Here is a 22,240-nt window from a genome sequence, read left to right on the forward strand (position 1 = left end):
TTATTAGGTAATTTTGTATTTATATGAAATACTCTAAAATACCTTTATCTCAAACTGTAGTCACCTTATGTAAAACACATAATGTAAAGCATATTATTATTTCACCAGGTAGTAGAAATGCGCCTTTAACTATAGGTTTTACAAACGATGATTTTTTTAAGTGTTATAGTATCGTTGATGAGCGCTGTGCTGCCTTTTTTGCATTAGGGATTGCGCAGCAACTACAAGAACCGGTAGCTGTAGTTTGTACCTCGGGTAGTGCGTTACTAAATTATTATCCTGCTGTATCAGAAGCGTATTATAGTAATATACCTTTAGTTGTTATATCTGCTGATAGACCAAAACATTTGATTGATATTGGAGATGGACAAACTATAAAACAAAAAAATGTATATGGAGAACATGTGTTGTATAGTGCAAATTTAAAGCTAGATTTAAAAGAGGGAGAAAACGCGCATACTGATAATGAAAGAGCAATTTTAAAAAGCATAGAGAACAAGTTAGAGCGTTTCTTAGGACTTCAAAAAGATATACAAACACATAATGAATCTGAAATTCATGATGCCTTAACGGTTTCTAAATTAAACTCAGGGCCAGTGCATATCAACTGCCCATTTGATGAGCCATTGTACGAAACTACAGAAGAATTAACAATAAACCCTAAGCCTTTTAAAATTAAAAGTAGAGAAGATAAGATTGATCGCTTTGAGATTAAAAGCTTGTTAGATGTATGGCACAGTGCTAAGCGAAAAATGATTCTAGTAGGGGTTTTAGAACCCAATTCTATTGAGGCACAATGGATACAAGAGTTAGCCGATGATGATAGCATTATTGTGCTCACTGAAACGACTTCTAATTTACATCATGCCGATTTTTTTCCAGGTATAGATAAGTTAATATCACCTTTAGACGAGGATGATTTTAAAGCGCTTCAGCCAGATATATTAATCACCTTTGGTGGTTTAATTGTTTCAAAACGGATAAAAGCCTTCTTAAGAACTTATAAGCCAGAGTTACATTGCCACGTTGCTTTAACAAGAGCTAATGATACCTTTTTTTGCTTAGAGAAACATATTAAATTACGTCCGGATACATTTTTAAGTTCATTTTTGCCTCAAGTTACACATCATACCAAAAGTACTTATAAAAGTCAGTGGCTTGCCGTACGTCAAAAACGACGAAAATTACAAGAGGATTATATACAAACGCTTCCATTTTCTGACTTTAAGGTTTTCAATTCCGTTCTAAAGAGTATTCCGAAGCAAAGCCAATTACAGGTCGGTAATAGCTCTGCAATACGCTACACACAATTGTTTCAACTAACAAAAAGCATTGATGTGTTTTGTAATAGAGGTACTAGTGGAATTGATGGTAGTACGAGCACTGCAATAGGTGCAGCAGTGGCATCAGATAAACGGACAACATTGGTTACAGGCGACTTAAGTTTCTTTTACGATAGTAATGCACTTTGGAACAATTATATTCCAAAAACCTTTAGAATTATTGTTATTAATAATGAAGGAGGAGGCATTTTTAGAATTTTGCCAGGTGATAAAAACACAGAGAATTTCGATCGCTTTTTTGAAACCAAGCATCATTTAACTGCGAAGCAATTATCTGAAATGTACGGTTTTGAATATACTGTGGCCAAAAATGAAAAAGAATTAGATCTGCAATTAGAATCCTTTTATAAAGGAGCTAGAAAGCCAAGATTATTAGAGGTGTTTACACCATCTCGTATTAATGATAAGATTTTAATAGATTTTTTTAAATACATTAAGTAAATCTTCAAAAATCGTAAAGATGTGACTATTTGATTTTTATTGTGTCTAAAAATTGTTACCTTTAAAAGGTATAATTTCATTGAAAATTTAATAACTTAAAACAAATAGAAACATGAGTAAAAGAGATGATTTAATCGTAAAGTATGCAGCAGATTTAAAAGATAAATGTGGTGTTAATGCTGATATGGATTTATTAACTAAAGTAACTATAGGTTTAGGTCCTTCAATTTACAATGCAGATTCATCTACGGTTTCTGGTTCAGATGAAAAAGAATTGGCAACGGTGAAAAATAACTTTTTAATTAAAAAATTAGGATTAAAAGAAGGTGCTGAATTAGATGAAGCTATTGATTCTGTAATGGAAACATATGGTCGTTCTAATAGATCAAAATATAGAGTAGTGGTTTACTATTTACTAGCAGTGCATTTCAAAAAAGAATCTGTTTATTCATAGATAATATTTCAAATACTATTATGCGTTATAATTTTTTAATTGTAACGCTTTTTTTTTGAGAAATAATTAATTATACATTGAACTTCTTTTTAGAATCTCATCAAAATATATTTACCTTTGTACCATGATATATTTAGGAGAATACAATACGTTAGAAATTTTAAGAGATACCGAACCAGGATTATTTTTGGGAGATGGTGCAGATGGTGAAGTACTTTTACCTAACAGATATGTACCTAAAGTATTTGAAATAGGTGAGATGATTGAAGTCTTTGTTTATTTAGATAATGAAGAACGACCAGTTGCCACAACAGATGAACCTTATATTAAAAAAGGTGATTTTGCTTTATTGCGTTGTAACCAAGTTACAGATTACGGTGCTTTTTTAGATTGGGGTTTAGTAAAGGAATTATTTTGCCCTTTCAGAGAACAAGCTTTTAAAATGAAATCTGGTGGGTGGTATTTAGTGCACTGTTATTTAGATGAAGAATCTGAACGACTTGTTGCATCTAGTAAAACCAATCGTTTTTTGGATAATAAAGAATTAACAGTTGCTCAATTTGAAGAGGTAGACCTTATTGTGTCTCATCCTTCCGAGTTGGGGATGAATGTTATTGTAAATAAGAGACACTTAGGTTTGGTTTTTAATGATGATATTTATAAAGATATTAGCGTAGGAGATAGGCTTAAGGGAATTATAAAAAAAGTCCGTGAAGATAATAAGCTAGATATTTCATTAAATCAAATTGGTTACAGAAATATTGAACCTAACGCGGATCATATTTTAAACGAATTACATGACAATGGAGGGTTTTTACCTGTGCATGATAAATCGAACCCTGAAGTAATTAAAGATTTACTACAGATGAGTAAAAAGAGCTTTAAAAAGGCGGTGGGGTCGTTATATAAAGAGCGTCAGATAGAAATAAAGGAAGACGGTATTTATTTAGTATAAGACGGTTTTTCTTGCTTAGACAAGCAGTCTTCAATCCAAACTATAGCATTGTCAAAATCTTTGAATACTTTTCTGTTAAATTTAAAAAAGTGACTTTCAATTTCAATAATACGTTCTGTAAGATCGCTATAAACAATTATAGCATAGGCTTTTAGGTTTTTGAATGTTTCATTGAATACTTTGGCGTCATTGAGGTTTATGGAATAAGAATTTTTTCTATTAGCAATAAAACCAAAAGGTTTATCCAGAAAATGTGTTTTTATTATGAAGGCGAGCTCATCAAAATTTTTGAAAGTTATATCCGCCCCCTCATCAAACTCTGATACTAGAAAATTTGCGTAAACATATACCGTTCCTAATTTGAGATTATAGGTTTCAAAAGGTTTTTTAAATAAAACAGGATTATAATTCATTGCATATTAGTAATTTGGCAGCAAAGATACTATGCTTGCATACTAAAATAAAGTAAAAAATAGTGTTTAGCGTATTATTATTAATTTCTTACTTTTGCGCTCTAAATAGTGATAAATATGAGCCATATAGATTGGAAAGTTGCCAAGTCTTATGAAGATATAACCTATCATAAGTGTAATGGAGTTGCCAGAATTGCATTTAATAGACCCGATATACGCAATGCGTTTCGTCCTAAGACTACTTCAGAGCTCTATGACGCGTTCTACGATGCAGGAGAAGATGTAAATATTGGAGTTGTTCTTTTGAGTGCCGAAGGTCCTTCTTCTAAAGATGGTATTTGGAGTTTCTGTTCGGGAGGCGACCAGAAGGCTAGAGGACATCAAGGTTATGTTGGAGAGGATGGTTACCATCGTTTAAATATATTAGAAGTGCAGCGCTTAATCCGTTTTATGCCAAAAGCAGTTATTGCTGTAGTACCAGGGTGGGCTGTTGGCGGTGGGCATAGTTTGCATGTGGTTTGCGATTTAACTTTAGCGAGTAAAGAGCATGCTATTTTTAAGCAAACAGATGCTGATGTTACAAGTTTTGACGGAGGTTATGGATCTGCATATTTAGCAAAAATGGTAGGTCAAAAAAGAGCGAGAGAAATATTTTTCTTAGGACGAAATTACTCTGCTCAAGAAGCTTATGATATGGGTATGGTAAATGCCGTTATTCCACACGAGGAATTAGAAGATACTGCTTACGAATGGGCTCAAGAGATATTAGCCAAATCACCAACTTCTATAAAAATGCTGAAATTTGCAATGAATCTTACCGATGATGGGATGGTTGGTCAGCAAGTCTTTGCAGGTGAAGCTACACGATTAGCTTATATGACAGATGAAGCTAAAGAAGGTAGAGATGCCTTTTTAGAAAAAAGGAAACCTAACTTTCCCAAAAAATGGATTCCTTAATCTAAATGTAATTCAATGAATAAAATTAAGCCGTGGCTTTCTGCCATGAGATTAAGGACATTACCCCTTTCTGTGTCTGGAATTATACTTGGAGGATGTTTTGCCTTTTATAATGGTAAATTTAATCCATGGGTTTTTGGTCTTGCGATACTAACTACAATTGCTTTGCAAATACTATCCAATTTAGCGAATGATTATGGAGACGGTGTACGCGGAACAGATAATGATGAACGCGTAGGTCCACAACGTGCCTTGCAAAGTGGCGCTATCACTCCAGAAGAAATGATGGATGGCATTAAATTAAACATCGTTATTGTTATCATGTTAACAATGGCCCTTATTTGGAGCGCCTTCAATGCTGCTAGTATTTTATACATGCTGTTGTTCTTAATTCTTGGAGGACTTTCGGTTTTTGCCGCTTTAAATTATACTATGGGCAGTTCGCCTTATGGCTATCGTGCGCTTGGTGATGTATTCGTATTTGTGTTTTTTGGTCTAATTAGTACGCTTGGAAGTTACTTACTTTTTACACATAGACTAGATCATGTTGTTGTCTTACCAGCGATTTCAATAGGTCTATTAAGTGTTGGTGTACTTAATCTTAATAACATGAGAGATATTGATTCTGATACCAATGCAGATAAAATTACCTTAGCCATAAAATTAGGTAAGAAAGGTGCAAAGCGGTATCATTACGCCCTCATATTTAGTGCTATGCTAATCACAGTATTATTCTCAATATTGTATTACGTTGAGCCTTATAATTTTATGTATTTGTTAGCATTTATCCCCTTATTAATTCATGCTAAAAAGATTAAAGCTGCACAAAAGCCTAATGATTTTGATAGTCAATTAAAGATTTTAGCGCTGTCCACATTCCTTATGGCAATACTTTTAGGAATTGGATATATTTTATATTAGATTATTTAAATATAGGTACTTATAGAAATTATTATAAAACTTAAGCGCGTAGATGCTTAAGTTTTTTTATTTTAACACTTTAATTGATAATTTTTAAAAAAAATTAAATGAAAAATCTATTTACGTTAATCTTTTTATTAATAGTTACAATTGTTAATGCTCAGAGCACAACCTTAAATGTTAGCGAAAGCGCAGAGTACAAGGATAAAGAAAAAGCTATAAATGTTTTAACAATACATACCACAGAAAATGGTTTAACGGGCATAGTTAGAGAAAGTAAGCGAGATATATTATTTGATGTTTTTGACAATGACCTCAATAAAATACATAACCAGGTAATAGAAAGTGACAGTAAAGAAAGGTATATAGGCGAAGTGGTCTATGGAAATGAAATTAAAGTCTTTACAGTGTTTTCTCCAAAAGCCAAAGAGCGCATCGTATACTGCCATACATTTAATATAAATAGCGGATTGCATAGTAAACAGAAGTTATTCGAAGCTACAGTTGCAAAAAAAAGATATCTATTTGGTAACCGCCAGGATCGTCAAACTAGTATCGCTATATCTCCAAATGGAAAATATTTGGCGATGGCTACAGATAATATTTATAAAGATATAAATGATTATGCTATAAGAGTATTTGATGCAACAACCTTAAAGCTTATATACACTAAAAGCTATCAAAAGCATAAAGAAAAATATTTTCAACACAATGATATTTCTATAAATGATGAAGGTGTGGTGTTTATATTAGGAAAACTTTACCAAAATGGAAAGAAAGAAAAGAAAAAAGGGGAGGCTAACTACAGTTTTATTTTAAATAAAATTACAGAAAAAGGGAATGAAGAGGTATCTATAAGTCTAGATGATCAACATATCCGAAATTTAAGGATTTCAATAGTTGACAATAAACTGCATCTCATAGGTTTTTATTCAGAAATAAGAACTGGTAAGATAAAAGGAGGTTGTAACTTTATCATTGATTCTGATAATTTCTCGGTTGCTAGTAAAAATAATTATGAGTTGCCTTTAGATGTATATGAAGATTTGTATGGTGATAAAAAAGGCTCGAGAAAAAAAGAAAAAGGAAAAGAATTAACTAATTTTTACATAGACTATATTTTAGAAGACTCGCAAGGCAATACATATTTATTGGCTGAAGAGTTTTACATCACACAAACCTATGTGTCTACGGGTATGAGTAATGGGTACTGGCAAACTGTTTATCATTATGATGATATTATAATTTTTAAATTTGGGGTCTCTGGCAATTTAGATTGGGGCAGAAGTATCTTCAAACGCTCTACTTCACCTTCTTATAACGCATTTTTAAAAGATGATGAATTACATGTTCTTTTAAATTCAGGTAAAAATCTTCTCGAAAAGGATGACGGTAGAACCAAAGTTTCCAAAGGTTGGTTTGAATCTTCATCTCTCTACGATATTGTTTACAAGAGTTCTAACGAAGTAATTTACAGCAAAATTCAGGATAATAAGGGGAAAACCTATTATGAACCTTTTTATGGTACTTATCAAGATGGAAAATTTATTATGATGAGTTCTGGTCGAAAGAAAAGACAATTTATGATTTTACAATAGCAACTATAGAATTATGAAAATTACATTTTACGGTCACGCCGCTTTAGGCATTCAAATTAAAGACATTAATATTTTAGTCGATCCTTTTATTACAGGAAATGAAAAGGCCTCAACGATAGATATAGATACGCTAAAGGCTGACTATATTCTTATAACACATGCGCATCGAGATCATATTTTAGATGTAGAAGCCATCGCTAAACGTACTGGAGCTATAATCATTTCTAACTTTGAAATTGTAACGCATTACCAAAACAAAGATTTAGAAGGTCACCCTATGAATCATGGAGGTTCTTGGGATTTTGAATTCGGAACCCTTAAATATGTCAATGCTATTCATACTTCTTCTTTCCCTGATGGATCTTATGGCGGACAACCGGGCGGATTCATTATAGAGGGAGAACATAAAACCATTTATATTGCTGGCGATACGGCTCTGACAATGGACATGAAGTTAATCCCCATGCAAACTAAACTCGATTTAGCCATTTTACCAATTGGTGATAATTTTACAATGGGAATAGATGATGCTATTTTAGCAAGCGATTTTATTGAATGTGATAAAATTTTAGGTTACCACTTCGATACCTTTGGGTATATTGAAATTAATCACGAAGAAGCGAAGCGCAAATTCTTCGATAGAGGCAAAGACTTAATGTTGTTAGAAATCGGAGAGCGTATAGAATTATAAGCTGAAAGGAGGTATGTATGTGACCAAATTACACGTATAGGTTGTTGTAAAGTTACTATTTAAAACTTAGACTATAGTAATTATATTTTGTTAACTTGTTGTTTTAAGGCGGTTTGTGAAAATCATAAAAATTTAATTTATAAATAAAAACTCAAAATATGAAAAATCTAATATGTTGTTTCTTCATCAGTGTTATTGTTTATAGCTGTTCAAATACACCACAATACAATGATCCTATTCCTCCACATGATAGTTTTAAGTTAGAATCTAAACTATTAAATGAGACACGCGTTATTAATGTTTGGACACCTCCAAATTATAAGACGAGTAATGATTCTCTGCCAGTTCTCTATATGCCAGATGGTGGTATTGTAATGGAGGATTTTCCGCATATCGCAAATACAATTTCTAAGCTTGTAGATAATAAAAGTATAGATCCAATTATCCTTGTGGGAATAGAAAACATCGATAGAAGAAAAGATTTATCTGGCGCCTCTGCAGTAAAAGCAGATGAAGACTATTGTCCATTAACAGATGGTGCCAAAGATTTTAGAGCTTTTATAACGGATGAATTAATGGTAGAAATCAATAGCAATTATAAAACGACCAATAAAACTGGTATAATTGGGGAATCGTTAGCAGGTTTATTTGTAATGGAAACATTTTTTCTTAACCCAGATACTTTTGATTTTTATATTGCTATGGACCCCTCATTATGGTGGAATGATCATTACTTAGAGCGTAATTCAAAACGTTTTTTAAAGAATTCACCAAGCAAAACAACCAAGCTATGGTTCGCTGGCTCTGACAGCGAAACAATCTCAATTCACACTAATAATTTAGCTAAGACTTTAGAGACCAACACACCAAAAGGGTTAATATGGAGATATTCTGATGAGCCAAAAGAACAGCATAGCACTATTTTTAGAGCGACCAAGGAAAAAGCTTTAATATGGACGTTAAATACTGATACCAAAGATTAATTACATTATAAGAGTTCATTAAAAAGGTACCGTTTTATTTATAAATAGCCTGTGATAATTTAGCAGCTTCTAGGATTTATATGAAAGAGACATTAGCCAAATTTAGGGAGGGTACTTTTAGAAAATTTATTCGTAGTCATAAAAAATATGCGCCTATTATCTTTTTTATTGGTGGATTTATTTTTGATACATTAACGCTTGGTCGTGTGGATCGTTTGTATGATTTAATTGTGTTAAGTCTGCATATGACATCTTTAACAGTAACAATTTACTTGTTTAATGTAGCTGATGATTTTAAATTGAAAAACAGCTTTTTACTGAGATTTAAAGACTATTATCCGTTGGCCATTCAGTTTTTCTTTGGTGCACTTTCAAGCGCGTATGTTATTTATTTTTCTAGAAGTGTTTCACTATCTAAGACGATGTTATTCTTTATCATCTTACTAATACTTCTCTTTGCAAACGAGTTTTTAAAAAAACGTATTTCTAATAAATACTTGCAATTCAGTGTTTACTTTTTTATTAACTTCACATTTTTCTCTTTCATCATTCCTGTGCTTGTTAAAGAAATGAATACGAATGTATTTATTTTTTCAGGTCTCATTAGTTTCATCTTAACCTTAACATTAATAACAGTAATTTTTATTAAAAGCCCAAGTACAAGAGCTGAAATCAAATTAGGAAATGTTGTAGCACTTGTATTTGGACTGTACGGCATGATTAATCTGTTTTACGTTTTTAACCTCATTCCGCCTGTACCTTTGGCTTTAGAAAAAGGGTTAGTAGCGCATAATATTAAAGTTGAAGATAATACGTACATAGTGACTTATGAAACGGATGACTGGTATATATTTTGGAGAGATCATCGGTTAAAATTTATTTCAGAACCTAATAAAACTGTTTATATTTTTACATCCATATTTGCTCCTACAGATATTGAAAAATCAATATACCACCGCTGGAAATGGTACAATAATCAATCCGAAGAATGGGAAACTATTGAAGATATTGGTTATAAAATAAAAGGAGGTAGAAATTATGGCTATCGAGGTTATACCTACAAGAACAATACGAAGCCTGGTTTATGGAAAGTTGAAGTAATTACCGAAGAAGAGTTGATAATCGGTGTGGTTGATTTTGAACTTATATGGAATGATACTCTTAATCCGGTTAGTTTAATTCATAAGAAATTCTGATTATAATTCCTGAATTTACACAGTTCTTTTAGGGTAATGTGCAATTTCTATAAGCACGGTCTAATTCATAGTTTTTTTATAAAGAAATGTGAGATATCCGTAATAATCCTATGAGTAGGTTTTAAATTTATAATTATTTGTTAGAGCGTTTAGTTAAAAAGTATATCTTTATATCGGTTTGATTCATAGGGTCCTACATCGTACTAACGATGTGGGCGTTTAAAAGATGTATACAATCTTATTAAATGTCTCTACTATTTGAAAAAAGTATTTATGCGTTTGACTCATAGCATAGCGTATTAATTTAATGAATAAAAAATTGAAGTTATATAAAGTATTAGATTCATTTTTATAGTTATGATAATCGTTTACTTAGCAAGATATTTGCCGGCTGAGGGCTCTACAACTCACATGTATTCAATAGCTGAAAACCTTGTAAAAAGAGGTAATTCTGTTTATATCCTATCAGGTGGTCATGGGGGAAATCCTAGTGCTGTAGCAATATTTGAAAAAGCAAAAAGTAATGGTATTCAATTTATTAAACTGCCTTTTCCTCTTTATAAAAAGATTAATTTTCGCACCAAATTATATCAATTATTCTCATACATTTTTTCAATTCCATTTGCCTTGTTTTACCTGTTTAAAATAAAACCAGATGTCATTCATGCCCATTATCCTGTTACCACTTATTTAGCTGCTATATATAGATTTTTAACAGGGAAACAATTTATTGTAACACATCACAATATGAGGATTCCAAAGCATATTTTCAATAGAAAAGGAGACTATGCGATTGCAATTAGTAGAGAATTAGAAACCAATTTAGTCTCCGATTATAATTATAAAAAAAGTGAGGTTAAACTTATTTTTAACGGAGTTAAGGATCCTAAGTATACTTTGAATAAGGATACTATTTCAGATTTAAGGAGACTTAATAATATACCTACAGAAAAGGTTGTTTTTGGTTTTGTGGGTACTATAAATCATCGTAAAGGTGTAGATATTTTAATTGAAGCTATTAACCGATGTAAACATTTAAAAATTCATGTTATTATTTTGGGCGATGGAAAAAGAGAATGGCTAAACCAATGTTTAACAGAAAATCAGATAAACCATCTTGTAACGTTAATACCTTTTAGAAATCCAATAGATATTTATGCTATGTTAGATGTACTTATTTTACCGTCTAGAATAGAAGGGTTTCCATTGGTACCATTAGAAGCAATGATGATGAAGAAACCTGTGATTAGGTCTAATATTGAAGGAGCAAAAGATCAAATTATTGATGGTGAAAATGGATTCCTTTTTGAATCCGAAAATGTTTTACAATTAGCAGATATAATCACAACTATAGCATTAAATACTGAGTCTTTAACAGTGTTAGGTGAAAATGCATACCAACGTGCTATTAATTATTTTTCTGAAGATCTAATGGTCGAAAAAACACTTAACGTTTATCATTTAACGGCCTAAGTTAAGTGTATTAGTTGTGAAATATATTATTTCTCTCTCATTAATCATTCATTTCCTAAATCATCACTGACTTTACTTGTATCATCATGTTTCTGGCTCAGACGTTTAAAAAGTATTGTATTCCATTTTCTATTACTATCATTTAGAAGATGCATCTGTTAATAACAACTATCATTTAATAAATGCAATTTTAATTGGGTTGTTAGTAACCCTACGTTATTTAATTCTAATTGAAACGTCCCAAATAATTTATCCTGAATAATTAGAATTCCGGCATGATTTCCATCTAAATAATTTGAATTACGAATAATATGCAGTCCGTAATGTGATTGAGTATTAAAAATTACTTCAAACCAAGTTGGCATTTTATTTATCGTTTTTGAATGAATCCAAAATTGATAGAATAAGCTAATAGTCATTTAAAATAATATCATAGCAGGCTGAAAGACTAATAACAATAATATTCGAAAATTAGGTATTGTATATTATCTGTTACGCTCTAAATCACGAAATAATTAAGTATTTTTGATTACTATGATGAGAGCAGAATACAAACAATATGTTTTAGAATTTAAACGTCCAAGTGGTACATCGCGGGGAGTAATGAGCACTAAGGAAACTTGGTTTATAGTTATAGAAAGCGATGGTAAAACAGGCATTGGAGAATTTGGTATTTTAAGAGGTTTATCTATTGATGATCGGCCAGATTATGAAGATAAATTAAAATGGATTTGTCATAATATTAATCTTGGTCTAGAGAATCTTTTAGCTCAGTTAATAGAATATCCTAGTATCCAATTTGGATTAGAAACTGCTTTTAAATCTTTAAAAAGTACAGACCAGTTTCAATTATTTCCATCTCAATTTTCAAGAGGTGAAGACAGTATTCCAATTAATGGGCTAGTTTGGATGGGTGATGACGACTTTATGCGATCTCAAATTAAGGATAAAATAAAAGCTGGTTTCAGTTGTATTAAATTGAAAATTGGGGCTATTGATTTTCAAACAGAAATTGATATCTTAAAATCGATACGACAAGAGTTTTCAGTTTCGGATATTGAACTAAGAGTGGATGCCAATGGTGCATTTTCTCCTAATGATGCTTTAGAAAAGTTAAAACGCCTTTCAGAATACCAATTACATTCCATTGAGCAGCCTATAAAAGCAAAACAGTTTCATAAAATGGCGCAGCTTTGTAGTGAAACACCACTGCCTATCGCTCTAGACGAAGAATTGATTGGAGTGTTTTGCAAAGAGAAGAGGCAAGAATTACTTCAAACTATAAAGCCACAGTATATTATTTTAAAACCGAGCTTAGTTGGTGGTTTTAAAGGAAGTCAGGAATGGATTGATAGTGCCGAAACATTAAATATCAATTGGTGGATTACTAGTGCGTTAGAAAGTAATATTGGTTTAAATGCCATCGCACAATGGACATATATATTAAAAAATCGCAGGCCTCAAGGTTTAGGAACAGGAAGTTTATTTACTAACAATTTTATTTCGCCATTAAGCGTAAAAAATGGTACTTTGCATTACGATTTAAAACAACATTGGAACGTCAATTTATTAAAATGAATTATATACAACAAGCCTACAAAGGACAGCGCGAACTTTGGATGTTTATCCTGACTACAATTTTAGTAGCAGGTATCTTTATTAGCAATTTTGTGTTTTATTTAGTGGCAGACCCAAATGACTTAGATGCTGCTATGGATGCTATGAAAAGCTGGAATTTGCCTTCGAGTGTATTGTTAGTCGTTAACTTAGTGCCGTTTGTGTTTTTGCTAGGACTCTTGTTTGTTTTGGTTAAATTTATACACCAAAGAAGCCTTTTATCATTAACAACATCGAGACCTAAGGTCGATTATAAACGCATCTTATTTTCGTTTTTAATGATTACAATTTATACCGTTGTTTCCTTTTTTACAATGTATACTATAGATTCATCTGAAATTGTATTTCAGTTTAATCCTGTTAAATTTTCTATTTTATTTATAATAAGTATTCTTTTATTTCCGTTTCAAATTGGACTAGAAGAGTATCTATTCAGAGGTTATTTAATGCAACATATTGGTGTTTTAGTTAAGAACAAATGGCTTCCTTTAATTTTTACTTCTATATTATTTGGTATTGCTCATAGTGCAAACCCAGAGGTAGGCGCTGTTGGGTTTTGGCAAATGATGATATTTTATATAGGAACTGGATTACTTTTAGGTATTATGACGTTAATGGATGAAGGTTTAGAGTTAGCTTTAGGCTTTCATTTGGGTAATAATTTAATTGCATCATTATTAATAACAGCAGATTGGACAGCATTGCAAACTGATGCGCTTTTTAAAGATATGTCAGAACCGGGATTAGGATCAATTTCAGAAATTATATTGCCTGTCTTAATTGTATACCCTATAATGCTATTAGTGCTTTCAAAAAAATATGGATGGACAAACTGGAAAGATAAATTATTCGGAAAAGTAGAAGAACCATCAAAAGAAAATTATAAAATAATTGAGTAGAATATGACACCAGAATATAACAAAGTACACAACCGTTTTAAATTTAATGGACTTCATTTTAGTCATGAAGATCTAAAAGAAGTTGCTTATAGTCTTATCAAAGAAGGAGAAGCTTATGAAAAAGTAACAGGTAATTTTTTAATCGATTGGTTAAATAATAAGGACTTTTTGTATGTAACGACTTCAGGCTCCACAGGTTTACCAAAAGAAATAAAATTAATGAAACAAGCAATGGTTAACTCTGCCATAGCTACAGGTAATTTTTTCGGATTAGAACCAGGAGATAAAGCTTTACATTGTTTACCAAGTCACTTTATTGCAGGTAAAATGATGTTTGTTCGTGCCTTAGTTCTAGGATTAGAAATAGATTTTGTAGAACCTTCTGCGCAACCTATTTTTGATTACGAAAAGACCTATGATTTCTGTGCAATGGTCCCTATACAACTAAAGCACACTGTTAATTATATTCAGAACATTAAATCTATTATTGTTGGTGGTTCTAAAGTCACTAAACCACTTTTAGAAAAAATAAAAAACTGTGAGCCTAAGTTTTACGAAACTTATGGAATGACAGAAACTGTTACACACGTTGCTGTAAGACAGTTGCAATCTAAATCTGCTGAAAAAGAAACCTATTTTAAGGCTATAGAACATATTACTTTTGAGCAAGACGATAGAAATTGTTTGGTTATACACGCTCCAAAATTGGTTGAAGAAGCTTTAATTACTAATGACATTGTAGAGTTACAATCGGAAACAAGCTTTCAGCTATTTGGGCGTTTTGATAATGTTATTAATTCTGGTGGAGTAAAACTGTTTCCGGAGCAAATAGAAGACAAACTACAGCCAGCTATTACACAGCGTTTTATTGTAGCAGGTGAAGATGATGTAACTTTAGGTGAAAAATTGATTCTTATTGTAGAAAACCCGTCAGAATCTAAAGAGGATATTTTAAAGGCAATTAAAGAACTAAAAACATTAGGGAAGTTTGAAGTCCCTAAGCAAGTCTATACTATAGCTAAATTTTCAGAAACTGTAAATGGAAAAATTCAGCGTAAAAAAACGATTAAAGCTGTTTTAAAGAGTTAACTCATTCAAATACGTACTTAACTCATTATAAGTTTTATTTTATTGGTTTGGCATTTAGTTTTGAGTAAACTTTAAATGCTAAACCAATGATAAAACAACTCCTTTTTATACTTGTATTGATTCAATCAGTAACAAGTTATTCTCAGAACTTCCCATTCCTACAATTAGAAGATAAGACCAGTTTAAAACTAGATAAACTACAAGTAGATGTAGAGATTTCTGGAAACTACGCAACTGTGACTTACGACATGTTATTTTATAATGGACGCAATAGAGTTCTCGAAGGTCAATTAGCTTTTCCTTTAGCGCAAGGGCAGAGTGTTTCTCATTTTGCTATGGACTTAAATGGAAAACTACGCTCTGCGGTTGTTGTGGAGAAAGAATTAGGCCGAGTGGCTTATGAGAATACCATTAAACAACGTATAGATCCAGCGCTATTAGAACAAACTCAAGGAAATAATTACAAGGCTAGAGTTTATCCTATTCCTGCTAAAGGTTACAAACGAATTGTTATTACCTATGAGCAAAATTTATTGGTAAATGAAGGGAATTATCAGTTTGGGATTCCTTTTGGTTTTAAAGACGCTCTAAATGATTTTAAAATTGAAATTAAATGCCACAATCTAGATCAAGTACCAGTTGTAACAGAACGTTTTAATAAAACTCTTAAATTTATTAATACCGATAACGGTCTTTCTGCTACATATCATGAGAAAAATATACTACTAGATAAAGACTTAAAATTAGAAATACCTATTACAAATGTTTTTGCACTACAAACTTTTGAAGAGTACTTTCATTTGAGTAAAACTTTTGTTCCTAAAAAAAGACTAAAAACAAAACCTAGATCCATCTCAATTCTTTGGGATGCTTCGTATTCTATGCAGTATCGAGAGCTAGAAAAAGAGTTAAATGTTATCTCTAATTATTTAAAGTATCTAGGTGATGTAAAAGTGACATTAGTGGTATTTAGTAATACCGAAATTAGCAATGGTGTTTATAGAATTAAAAAAGGGGAGAGTATGGAGCTCATACATACTCTAAAAAATATCACATACGATGGTGGTACATCTTACAAAGGGTTGTCCATTCCTAAATCTGACGAAGTTCTACTGTTTTCTGATGGTCTACATAATTTAGGAGCATTAAATCTAGAGAATAAGTCAACTCTGTATTGTTTAAATTCTGTTAACTCTGCAAATCATCAATTACTAAGTGTTATGGCATCCGATGGAGGAGGGCATTATATTAATTTTAACACGACGTCTGCAAATTCAGCTTTAGAAAATTTAAAACATGAAGTATTTCAATTTATTGGTGTAAACCATAATAATTCTCTTTATGAAATGTATCCAAAAGCACATGCTATTGTTAATGAAAATTTCAATTTAAGCGGAAAATATATTGAAGCGAAACCTATTGAATTATTGTTTGGTTATGGTGATGAAATTACGGAACGCATTAAAGTAGAGATGTCTTCATCTTCAAATTCTGAAATATCTAAACGCCTTTGGGCAAAAGCGAAGCTTAACTATTTAACTAAAAACAAAGAAGAACATAAAAGTGATATTGTAGAATTGGCTAAAGCTTACCATTTAATTTCACCTTATACATCAATGATTGTGCTAGATCGCATAGAAGATTATGTGCGTTATAAAATAGAGCCTCCTTCAGAATTAATGGAAGAGTATAAGCGTAGATTATCACAATCTAAGCTGCAACAACAAAATTTACGTGCCAATTTAAAAGATAGAAAATTAGATCTAACAGATGATTATAAGACTATAAGAGATTGGTACAATAAAGATTTTACTCTTAAAACGACACCTATAAAGAAAAAACCAAAAGTTAATAATGTAACCAACACGACTAATACTGATACAGAAACACGCATAGTTAATAATAGTTCTCAAAGCTTAAACCCAAGGCCAGTTGCCACACATCATATAGATTCCACAAAAGCTATTGTTAATGGTGTAATTAAAGCATCTGGTGATGGTCTGCCATTACCCGGAGCATCGGTTATCGTGAAAGGAACGACTAGAGGTACACAAACGGATTTTGATGGAAAATTTGTTATTAATGCATCACCAAACGAAACACTAGTGATGTCATATGTAGGTATGACTAGCGTAGAAAAAAGATTGAGCTCTGATGCTTCACTCAATATCTCCTTAACAGAAGATGCTTCAACTTTAGATGAAGTTGTCGTTATGGCTTATGGAACAACAAGGAAAGTATCTGTTACAAGTTCTATAACGAGAATAACATCTGAAAGTGTAGAAAATAAAACATCTCAATCTTTAATGGGGCAAGTTTCAGGTGTTAACATTGCTCGGTCTGATGGAAGTCCTGGAACAAATTCTACTATTAAAATTAGAGGTTTAGGGACTGTAAACGGAAGTCAAGAACCTCTTTATATTGTTGATGGTTTACTTTACACAGGTCATATCTCTGATATTAATACGCCAGACATACTTACTATATCTGTATTAAAAGATGCCGGAGCAACTGCTATCTATGGTTCTAGAGGTGCTAATGGCGTTATTATAATTACAACTAAGAAAGGTGAAAAAACGAATAGAAAAGAGATTGAAGAATTAAATAAGAAGATAGCAGAGCAATCCACATTACAAAATTGGGATAAGAATGCGTCTTATATTCAGTATTTGAGCGAACAAAACTCCTCAGAAGAAGCTTATATAGCTTATTTAAAAATTAGAGAAAACTATAGAAACACACCGTCTTTCTTTTTAGATGTGGCAGACTTTTTTGAAACGAAGAACAGAATAGATTTGGCCTTAAGAGTCGCAACAAACCTAATAGAGATTGAATTAGATAATCATGAACTCATTAGAGCTTTAGCTTATAAGTTAGAGCAATACGAAAAATATGATTTAGCTATTTATGTTTACAAGAATGTATTAGAGCTGCGTCCGGAGCATCCGCAATCTTATAGAGATTTAGCTTTAGCTTATGAGGCAAATGGAGATATTAATACTGCAATTGATTTATTTTTAAAAATCATTAATGGTGATTTATTAGAAAAGGATGAAGAGGAAATGTATTATGGAATAGAGCAGGTGGCTTATATTGAGTTGTGTCATTTAGTAAATACAGATAACAGTATCAGATCTAAAAAGCTAAGGGAAATATATAAATCCATAAAAACAGATATTAGAGTGGTTGTCGATTGGAATCACGGTGAAACAGATCTAGATTTGTATGTCAAAAATCCCGGTAATCAAGTTATTTATTATGGACACCCGGCTTCCGAATTTGGAGGTATATTATCAGAAGATTTAACTGAAGGCTATGGTCCTGAGAGTTACTGGATAAAAGAGGCTCCAACAGGAGATTATAACGTTTCAGTGGATTATTACTCTGATCGTGTTCAGAAAATTACAGGACCAGCAAGTTTAAAAGTGACTATCTATAGAAATTATGGAAAACCGAATGAGACAAAGGTTATTAAAGTCCTCAGATTAAGTGATAAAGATTCCAAGAGAGAAATTAAAACGATAACTATTTAAAACAAAAAGCCCAATGCAAACGCATTGGGCTTTCTTATATTAAAATCTATTAAGATTATTTTTCTTCAGATAAATTTTTCATTTCATTTTCAACCATTTCGTAAAATTGGTCAATCTTAGGCAACACAACAATACGTGTACGTCTATTTTTTGCTCTGTTTTCAGCAGAATCATTTTCTACCAATGGAACATAAGAACTACGACCAGAAGCGATTAATTGTTGAGGGTTTACATCTAAACTTTCTAAAACTCTTACAATAGAAGTCGCTCGTTTAACACTTAAATCCCAGTTGTCAATTAATGGTGGCTTGTTATATGGAACGTTATCGGTATGAGATTCTACCATAGCTTCAAAATCTGGCTTGCTATTAATTACTTTTGCAACTTTAGCTAATATTTCATTAGCTCTTGTTGTTACATTATAACTTCCACTTTGGAATAATAACTTATCAGCGATAGAAATAAATACAACACCTTTTTCTACGTTAATTTCAATATCTGGATCATTAATACCAACAGCTTTCTTTAAGCTTGTAACAACAGCAAGTGTTACACTATCCTTTTTAGTTAAAGCATCTTGTAAACGTGTAATTTTTAAATCACGTTCTTTTAAGCTCTCTAAAGACTTCTCAAGGTTTTCAGAACCTTTTTTAGTTAAGATAGTTAAATCACCTTTAGTATCAATTAAATCTTGATTTGATTTACGCAAATCAGCCAATTGATCTTTCATCGTTTCTACTCTCGCATTTGCAGCAGCTGCATCAGAGAGGCAAGTGTTTAATTTAACGGTCGCAGTATTTAATAAATCTTGGGTTTCTTGATATTTTTCTTGTAGCGCAACATGTTCTTTCTTAGACACACAAGATGCTAAAAACAACATTGAACAAACACCTAATAACATTAATTTTTTCATAATTGAATTTTAGTTTAAATTGTTAATTTTAACATAGCAAAATTATGGAAAACAAAAGTTCTCCAATCATGGATTAACATAAATTTTAACAGTTTTATAAATATTTAAAACTGAGTTCGTTTATTTATGAAATAAGACCAAACAATACTGCTTGTTTCGTAATAACCAGAACGCTTAGAAAGCTGTTTTTGTTGTCTTAAAAGTCGTGGCAAATTAAAATAAAATGAGAAGTGTGCTTTTAAAATAGCAAATAGAAATGCTGGTTTTAGTTGAAGCAAAAAACGTAGCGCGGCAACACCATCTAATACCATTCTTATCAACACTCTAAAAACCCAATTGTTATCCGTATTTTTTACTAGCGTAAATAAGCTATTTCTAAAATTGAGATAGGTTTTCTTAGGGTTAGTGCTATTCAATGTTGCACCACCTACATGATAAACTGTTGAAGCTCCTACATATTTTGTGGTATAATTAGCATTAAATGCGCGCCAACATAAATCAATTTCTTCCATATGCGCAAAATAAGTTTCATCAAAGCCTTTTAGGCTTTTAAAAATATCATTTTTTATAAAAAAACAAGCGCCTGATGCCCAAAAAATAGTTTTAGTGTCATCGTATTGGCCATTGTCTTCTTCAATGGTTTCAAAAATTCGTCCTCTACAATACGGGTAGCCATATTTGTCTATAAAACCTCCGGCTGCTCCAGCATATTCAAAATGAGATTTTTTTTTGTAATCTAGAATTTTAGGCTGAATGATAGCTGTATTGGTATTGCTATTAAATTCTGAAAGAATCGGTTGAAGCCAATTTTCTGTAACTTCAATATCACTATTAAGCAAACAGAGTAGTGGTTCTATAACGTACGTTAAGGCTTCGTTATAACCTTTAGCGTAACCTCCGTTGTCATTATTCTTAATTATAACTATGTTTGGATAATGCTCAGAGATAAAACTAACAGAATCATCAGTAGAAGCATTGTCAGCTATATAGATGATAGCATCGTGAGAATATTTTATAACAGAGGGTAAAAACTGTTTGAGCAAAGCCTTCCCATTCCAATTTAAAATAACAATCGCTATATCTTTGGTTTGTAACATTTAGTATGGTGTATAATTGGGTATATCTCTTAAAAAGGAAAAGCATTCGGCTTCAAAATCCATTTCACAATAATAATGATTTAAACCGTTAGTAACCATTAAATAGGATGCATTTAAAGCTAAATTATAACGTGCAATTTGATCAAAAGTAGTCTGATTAATTGGGATGCTGTATGATTTGCATTCTACAATTAAATAAATGCTACCGTCGGAATTAAAAATAACAATATCATAACGTTTTTTTAAGCCATTTATTATCAGTTCTTTTTCAACATTTATCAATGATTTTGGAAATTTTTTCTCATTAATTAAATAATGAACGCAGTGTTGTCTTACCCATTCTTCAGGTTGAAGAATGATAAATTTTTTCCGAATGACATCAAAAATAGAAACTTTATTTTCTGTACTTTTGAAACGGTATTCAAACTTTGGAAAGTTGAGATCTTGCAACACCTTAGATAGCTTATTTTTTCCAAAGTTAAAGCAGAATAGCACAAATCACAATTTTCAATTACTAAAATCTAGATAATTTGGTGTAAAGCTGAATTAAGCGTTTAGATTTGAAATTTTTAACTAGGTATTTTTACAATTTGGACGAAATAAAGGAAATCGTAGCTGCAATAAAAAAGGGAGATATAAAACCTATTTATTTTTTAATGGGTGAGGAAGCCTATTATATTGATAAAATATCTGATTACATTGAAGAACATCTTTTAGATGAAACAGAAAAAGGGTTTAACCAAATGGTGCTTTATGGACGCGATGTGTCTATAGACGATATTGTGAGCAATGCCAAGCGTTATCCTATGATGGCAGAGCGCCAAGTGGTGATTGTTAAAGAAGCACAAGATTTAAGCCGAACCATAGAGCAATTAGCAAAATATGCAGCTAATCCGCAACCTTCAACGGTTTTAGTTCTCAACTATAAGTATAAAAAAATAGATAAGCGTAAGGCTTTATATAAGGCGCTTAAAAAGGATAATGTTATTTTTGAGAGTAAGAAAATGTATGAAAATCAGGTAGCCGATTGGATTAGACGTGTTTTAGCTGGTCAGGATTATAATATATCTCCAAAGGCTGCTCAAATGTTAGTTGAGTTTCTGGGCACGGACCTTAGTAAAATAGATAACGAACTTAATAAGCTTAAGATCGTTTTGCCCAAAGGTACTCAAATAACACCCGACCATATAGAGGAAAATATTGGTATAAGTAAAGATTACAATAATTTTGAATTACGTAAAGCTGTCGGTAGTAGAAATGCGATAAAGGCGCATCAAATTGCGAAGTATTTTGCAGAAAACCCAAAGGATAACCCTATAGTTGTTTCCGTGGCTTTGCTATTTGGCTTTTTTTCTCAATTATTACACCTTCATGGTATGTCTGATAAAAACCCTCGTAGTGTAGCTTCGGCATTAAAAGTGAACCCTTATTTTGTGAACGAATATTTAGATGCTGCCAGAAATTACCCTATGAAAAAAGTAAGCTATATTATTGGAATCCTTCGAGAAACGGATGTGAAAAGTAAAGGTGTTGGTGCTAATGCAGTGCCTCAGGGCGACTTACTTAAAGAATTATTAGTTAAAATTTTAGGTTAGTTAATTTGTAGTTTTTGAATTTCTTGAGCTTAAATACTTATGTATTATTACCTGATATTTTGTACTTAATTA

At 31.8% G+C, this 22,240-nt stretch carries 20 protein-coding genes; 15 read left to right on the forward strand and 5 right to left on the reverse strand.

The genetic code is table 11. The features are described 5' to 3' along the window. Positions 1-23 precede the first annotated feature (23 nt). From menD to HM986_RS15565, 3 genes are all read left to right on the forward strand, one after another. Entirely contained in the window at positions 24-1,784 is a 1,761-nt protein-coding gene (menD, locus tag HM986_RS15555) for a 2-succinyl-5-enolpyruvyl-6-hydroxy-3-cyclohexene-1-carboxylic-acid synthase (RefSeq protein WP_179335995.1), read from the forward strand. Positions 1,785-1,896: 112 nt separating this feature from the next. Further along, positions 1,897-2,238, forward strand: a complete 342-nt coding sequence (locus tag HM986_RS15560; RefSeq protein WP_179335996.1) for a DUF2853 family protein — start codon at positions 1,897-1,899, stop codon at positions 2,236-2,238. 124 nt (positions 2,239-2,362) lie between these two features. Then, positions 2,363-3,193, forward strand: a complete 831-nt coding sequence (locus HM986_RS15565; protein WP_179335997.1) for a CvfB family protein — start codon at positions 2,363-2,365, stop codon at positions 3,191-3,193. Here the strand turns inward: HM986_RS15565 and HM986_RS15570 are convergent. Beyond that, a complete protein-coding gene (locus HM986_RS15570) occupies positions 3,181-3,606 on the reverse strand; it encodes an STAS/SEC14 domain-containing protein (RefSeq protein WP_179335998.1) in 426 nt (141 codons plus the stop codon). The two genes, HM986_RS15565 and HM986_RS15570, sit on opposite strands and share 13 nt — an antisense overlap. Positions 3,607-3,723: 117 nt before the next feature. On the opposite strand from HM986_RS15570, the gene HM986_RS15575 reads away from it, so the two are divergent. From HM986_RS15575 to HM986_RS15605, 7 genes are all read left to right on the forward strand, one after another. Then, entirely contained in the window at positions 3,724-4,563 is an 840-nt protein-coding gene (locus tag HM986_RS15575) for a 1,4-dihydroxy-2-naphthoyl-CoA synthase (RefSeq protein WP_179335999.1), read from the forward strand. A gap of 15 nt (positions 4,564-4,578) precedes the next feature. Beyond that, positions 4,579-5,484 carry a 1,4-dihydroxy-2-naphthoate octaprenyltransferase gene (gene menA / locus HM986_RS15580; protein WP_179336000.1) on the forward strand — a complete coding sequence of 302 codons (906 nt, stop codon included), beginning with the start codon at positions 4,579-4,581 and terminating at the stop codon, positions 5,482-5,484. 107 nt (positions 5,485-5,591) lie between these two features. After that, positions 5,592-7,082 (forward strand): hypothetical protein, encoded by a 1,491-nt coding sequence (locus HM986_RS15585; RefSeq protein WP_179336001.1) that lies wholly within the window; start codon positions 5,592-5,594, stop codon positions 7,080-7,082. A 13-nt stretch (positions 7,083-7,095) separates the two neighbouring features. Further along, the gene (locus tag HM986_RS15590) at positions 7,096-7,773 is read left to right on the forward strand and encodes a metal-dependent hydrolase (protein ID WP_179336002.1); all 678 of its coding nucleotides are present in this window, start codon (positions 7,096-7,098) and stop codon (positions 7,771-7,773) included. Positions 7,774-7,931: 158 nt separating this feature from the next. Beyond that, positions 7,932-8,756, forward strand: a complete 825-nt coding sequence (locus HM986_RS15595) for an alpha/beta hydrolase (protein WP_179336003.1) — start codon at positions 7,932-7,934, stop codon at positions 8,754-8,756. An 80-nt stretch (positions 8,757-8,836) separates the two neighbouring features. After that, the gene (locus HM986_RS15600) at positions 8,837-9,952 is read left to right on the forward strand and encodes a DUF2914 domain-containing protein (RefSeq protein ID WP_179336004.1); all 1,116 of its coding nucleotides are present in this window, start codon (positions 8,837-8,839) and stop codon (positions 9,950-9,952) included. A gap of 357 nt (positions 9,953-10,309) precedes the next feature. Then, a complete protein-coding gene (locus HM986_RS15605; protein ID WP_179336005.1) occupies positions 10,310-11,425 on the forward strand; it encodes a glycosyltransferase family 4 protein in 1,116 nt (371 codons plus the stop codon). Positions 11,426-11,583: 158 nt separating this feature from the next. Here the strand turns inward: HM986_RS15605 and HM986_RS15610 are convergent, their stop codons facing one another. Beyond that, positions 11,584-11,790 (reverse strand): sterol desaturase family protein, encoded by a 207-nt coding sequence (locus HM986_RS15610; RefSeq protein ID WP_179336006.1) that lies wholly within the window; start codon positions 11,788-11,790, stop codon positions 11,584-11,586. Positions 11,791-11,962: 172 nt separating this feature from the next. Between HM986_RS15610 and HM986_RS15615 the strand changes: the two genes are divergently transcribed. The 4 genes from HM986_RS15615 (at position 11,963) to HM986_RS15630 (ending at position 18,563) form a co-directional block, all read left to right on the forward strand. Beyond that, on the forward strand, positions 11,963-13,003 hold the full coding sequence (locus HM986_RS15615; RefSeq protein WP_179336030.1) for an o-succinylbenzoate synthase: 1,041 nt from the start codon (positions 11,963-11,965) through the stop codon (positions 13,001-13,003). Then, complete coding sequence (locus HM986_RS15620) at positions 13,000-13,941, forward strand: CPBP family intramembrane glutamic endopeptidase (RefSeq protein WP_179336007.1); 942 nt, start codon at positions 13,000-13,002, stop codon at positions 13,939-13,941. The genes HM986_RS15615 and HM986_RS15620 overlap by 4 nt, the downstream gene beginning before the upstream one ends. Before the next feature lie 3 nt (positions 13,942-13,944). Further along, positions 13,945-15,030, forward strand: a complete 1,086-nt coding sequence (locus HM986_RS15625; protein ID WP_179336008.1) for an AMP-binding protein — start codon at positions 13,945-13,947, stop codon at positions 15,028-15,030. A gap of 86 nt (positions 15,031-15,116) precedes the next feature. Further along, positions 15,117-18,563 (forward strand): VIT domain-containing protein, encoded by a 3,447-nt coding sequence (locus tag HM986_RS15630; RefSeq protein WP_179336009.1) that lies wholly within the window; start codon positions 15,117-15,119, stop codon positions 18,561-18,563. A 55-nt stretch (positions 18,564-18,618) separates the two neighbouring features. On the opposite strand, the gene HM986_RS15635 is transcribed toward HM986_RS15630, so the two are convergent. From HM986_RS15635 to HM986_RS15645, 3 genes are all read right to left on the reverse strand, one after another. Then, positions 18,619-19,476 carry an OmpA/MotB family protein gene (locus HM986_RS15635; protein WP_179336010.1) on the reverse strand — a complete coding sequence of 286 codons (858 nt, stop codon included), beginning with the start codon at positions 19,474-19,476 and terminating at the stop codon, positions 18,619-18,621. A gap of 104 nt (positions 19,477-19,580) precedes the next feature. Continuing rightward, positions 19,581-20,573, reverse strand: coding sequence for a glycosyltransferase family 2 protein (locus HM986_RS15640; RefSeq protein WP_179336011.1), 993 nt, complete (start codon positions 20,571-20,573; stop codon positions 19,581-19,583). Continuing rightward, the gene (locus HM986_RS15645; RefSeq protein WP_179336031.1) at positions 20,574-21,023 is read right to left on the reverse strand and encodes a type I restriction enzyme HsdR N-terminal domain-containing protein; all 450 of its coding nucleotides are present in this window, start codon (positions 21,021-21,023) and stop codon (positions 20,574-20,576) included. 140 nt (positions 21,024-21,163) lie between these two features. Here HM986_RS15645 and holA point away from each other — a divergent pair, with 140 nt between their 5' ends. Beyond that, the gene (holA, locus tag HM986_RS15650; protein ID WP_179336012.1) at positions 21,164-22,168 is read left to right on the forward strand and encodes a DNA polymerase III subunit delta; all 1,005 of its coding nucleotides are present in this window, start codon (positions 21,164-21,166) and stop codon (positions 22,166-22,168) included. Positions 22,169-22,240: the final 72 nt, after the last annotated feature.

The sequence above is a fragment of the Winogradskyella costae genome (assembly GCF_013403865.1).
GTDB classification, from domain to species: domain Bacteria; phylum Bacteroidota; class Bacteroidia; order Flavobacteriales; family Flavobacteriaceae; genus Winogradskyella; species Winogradskyella costae.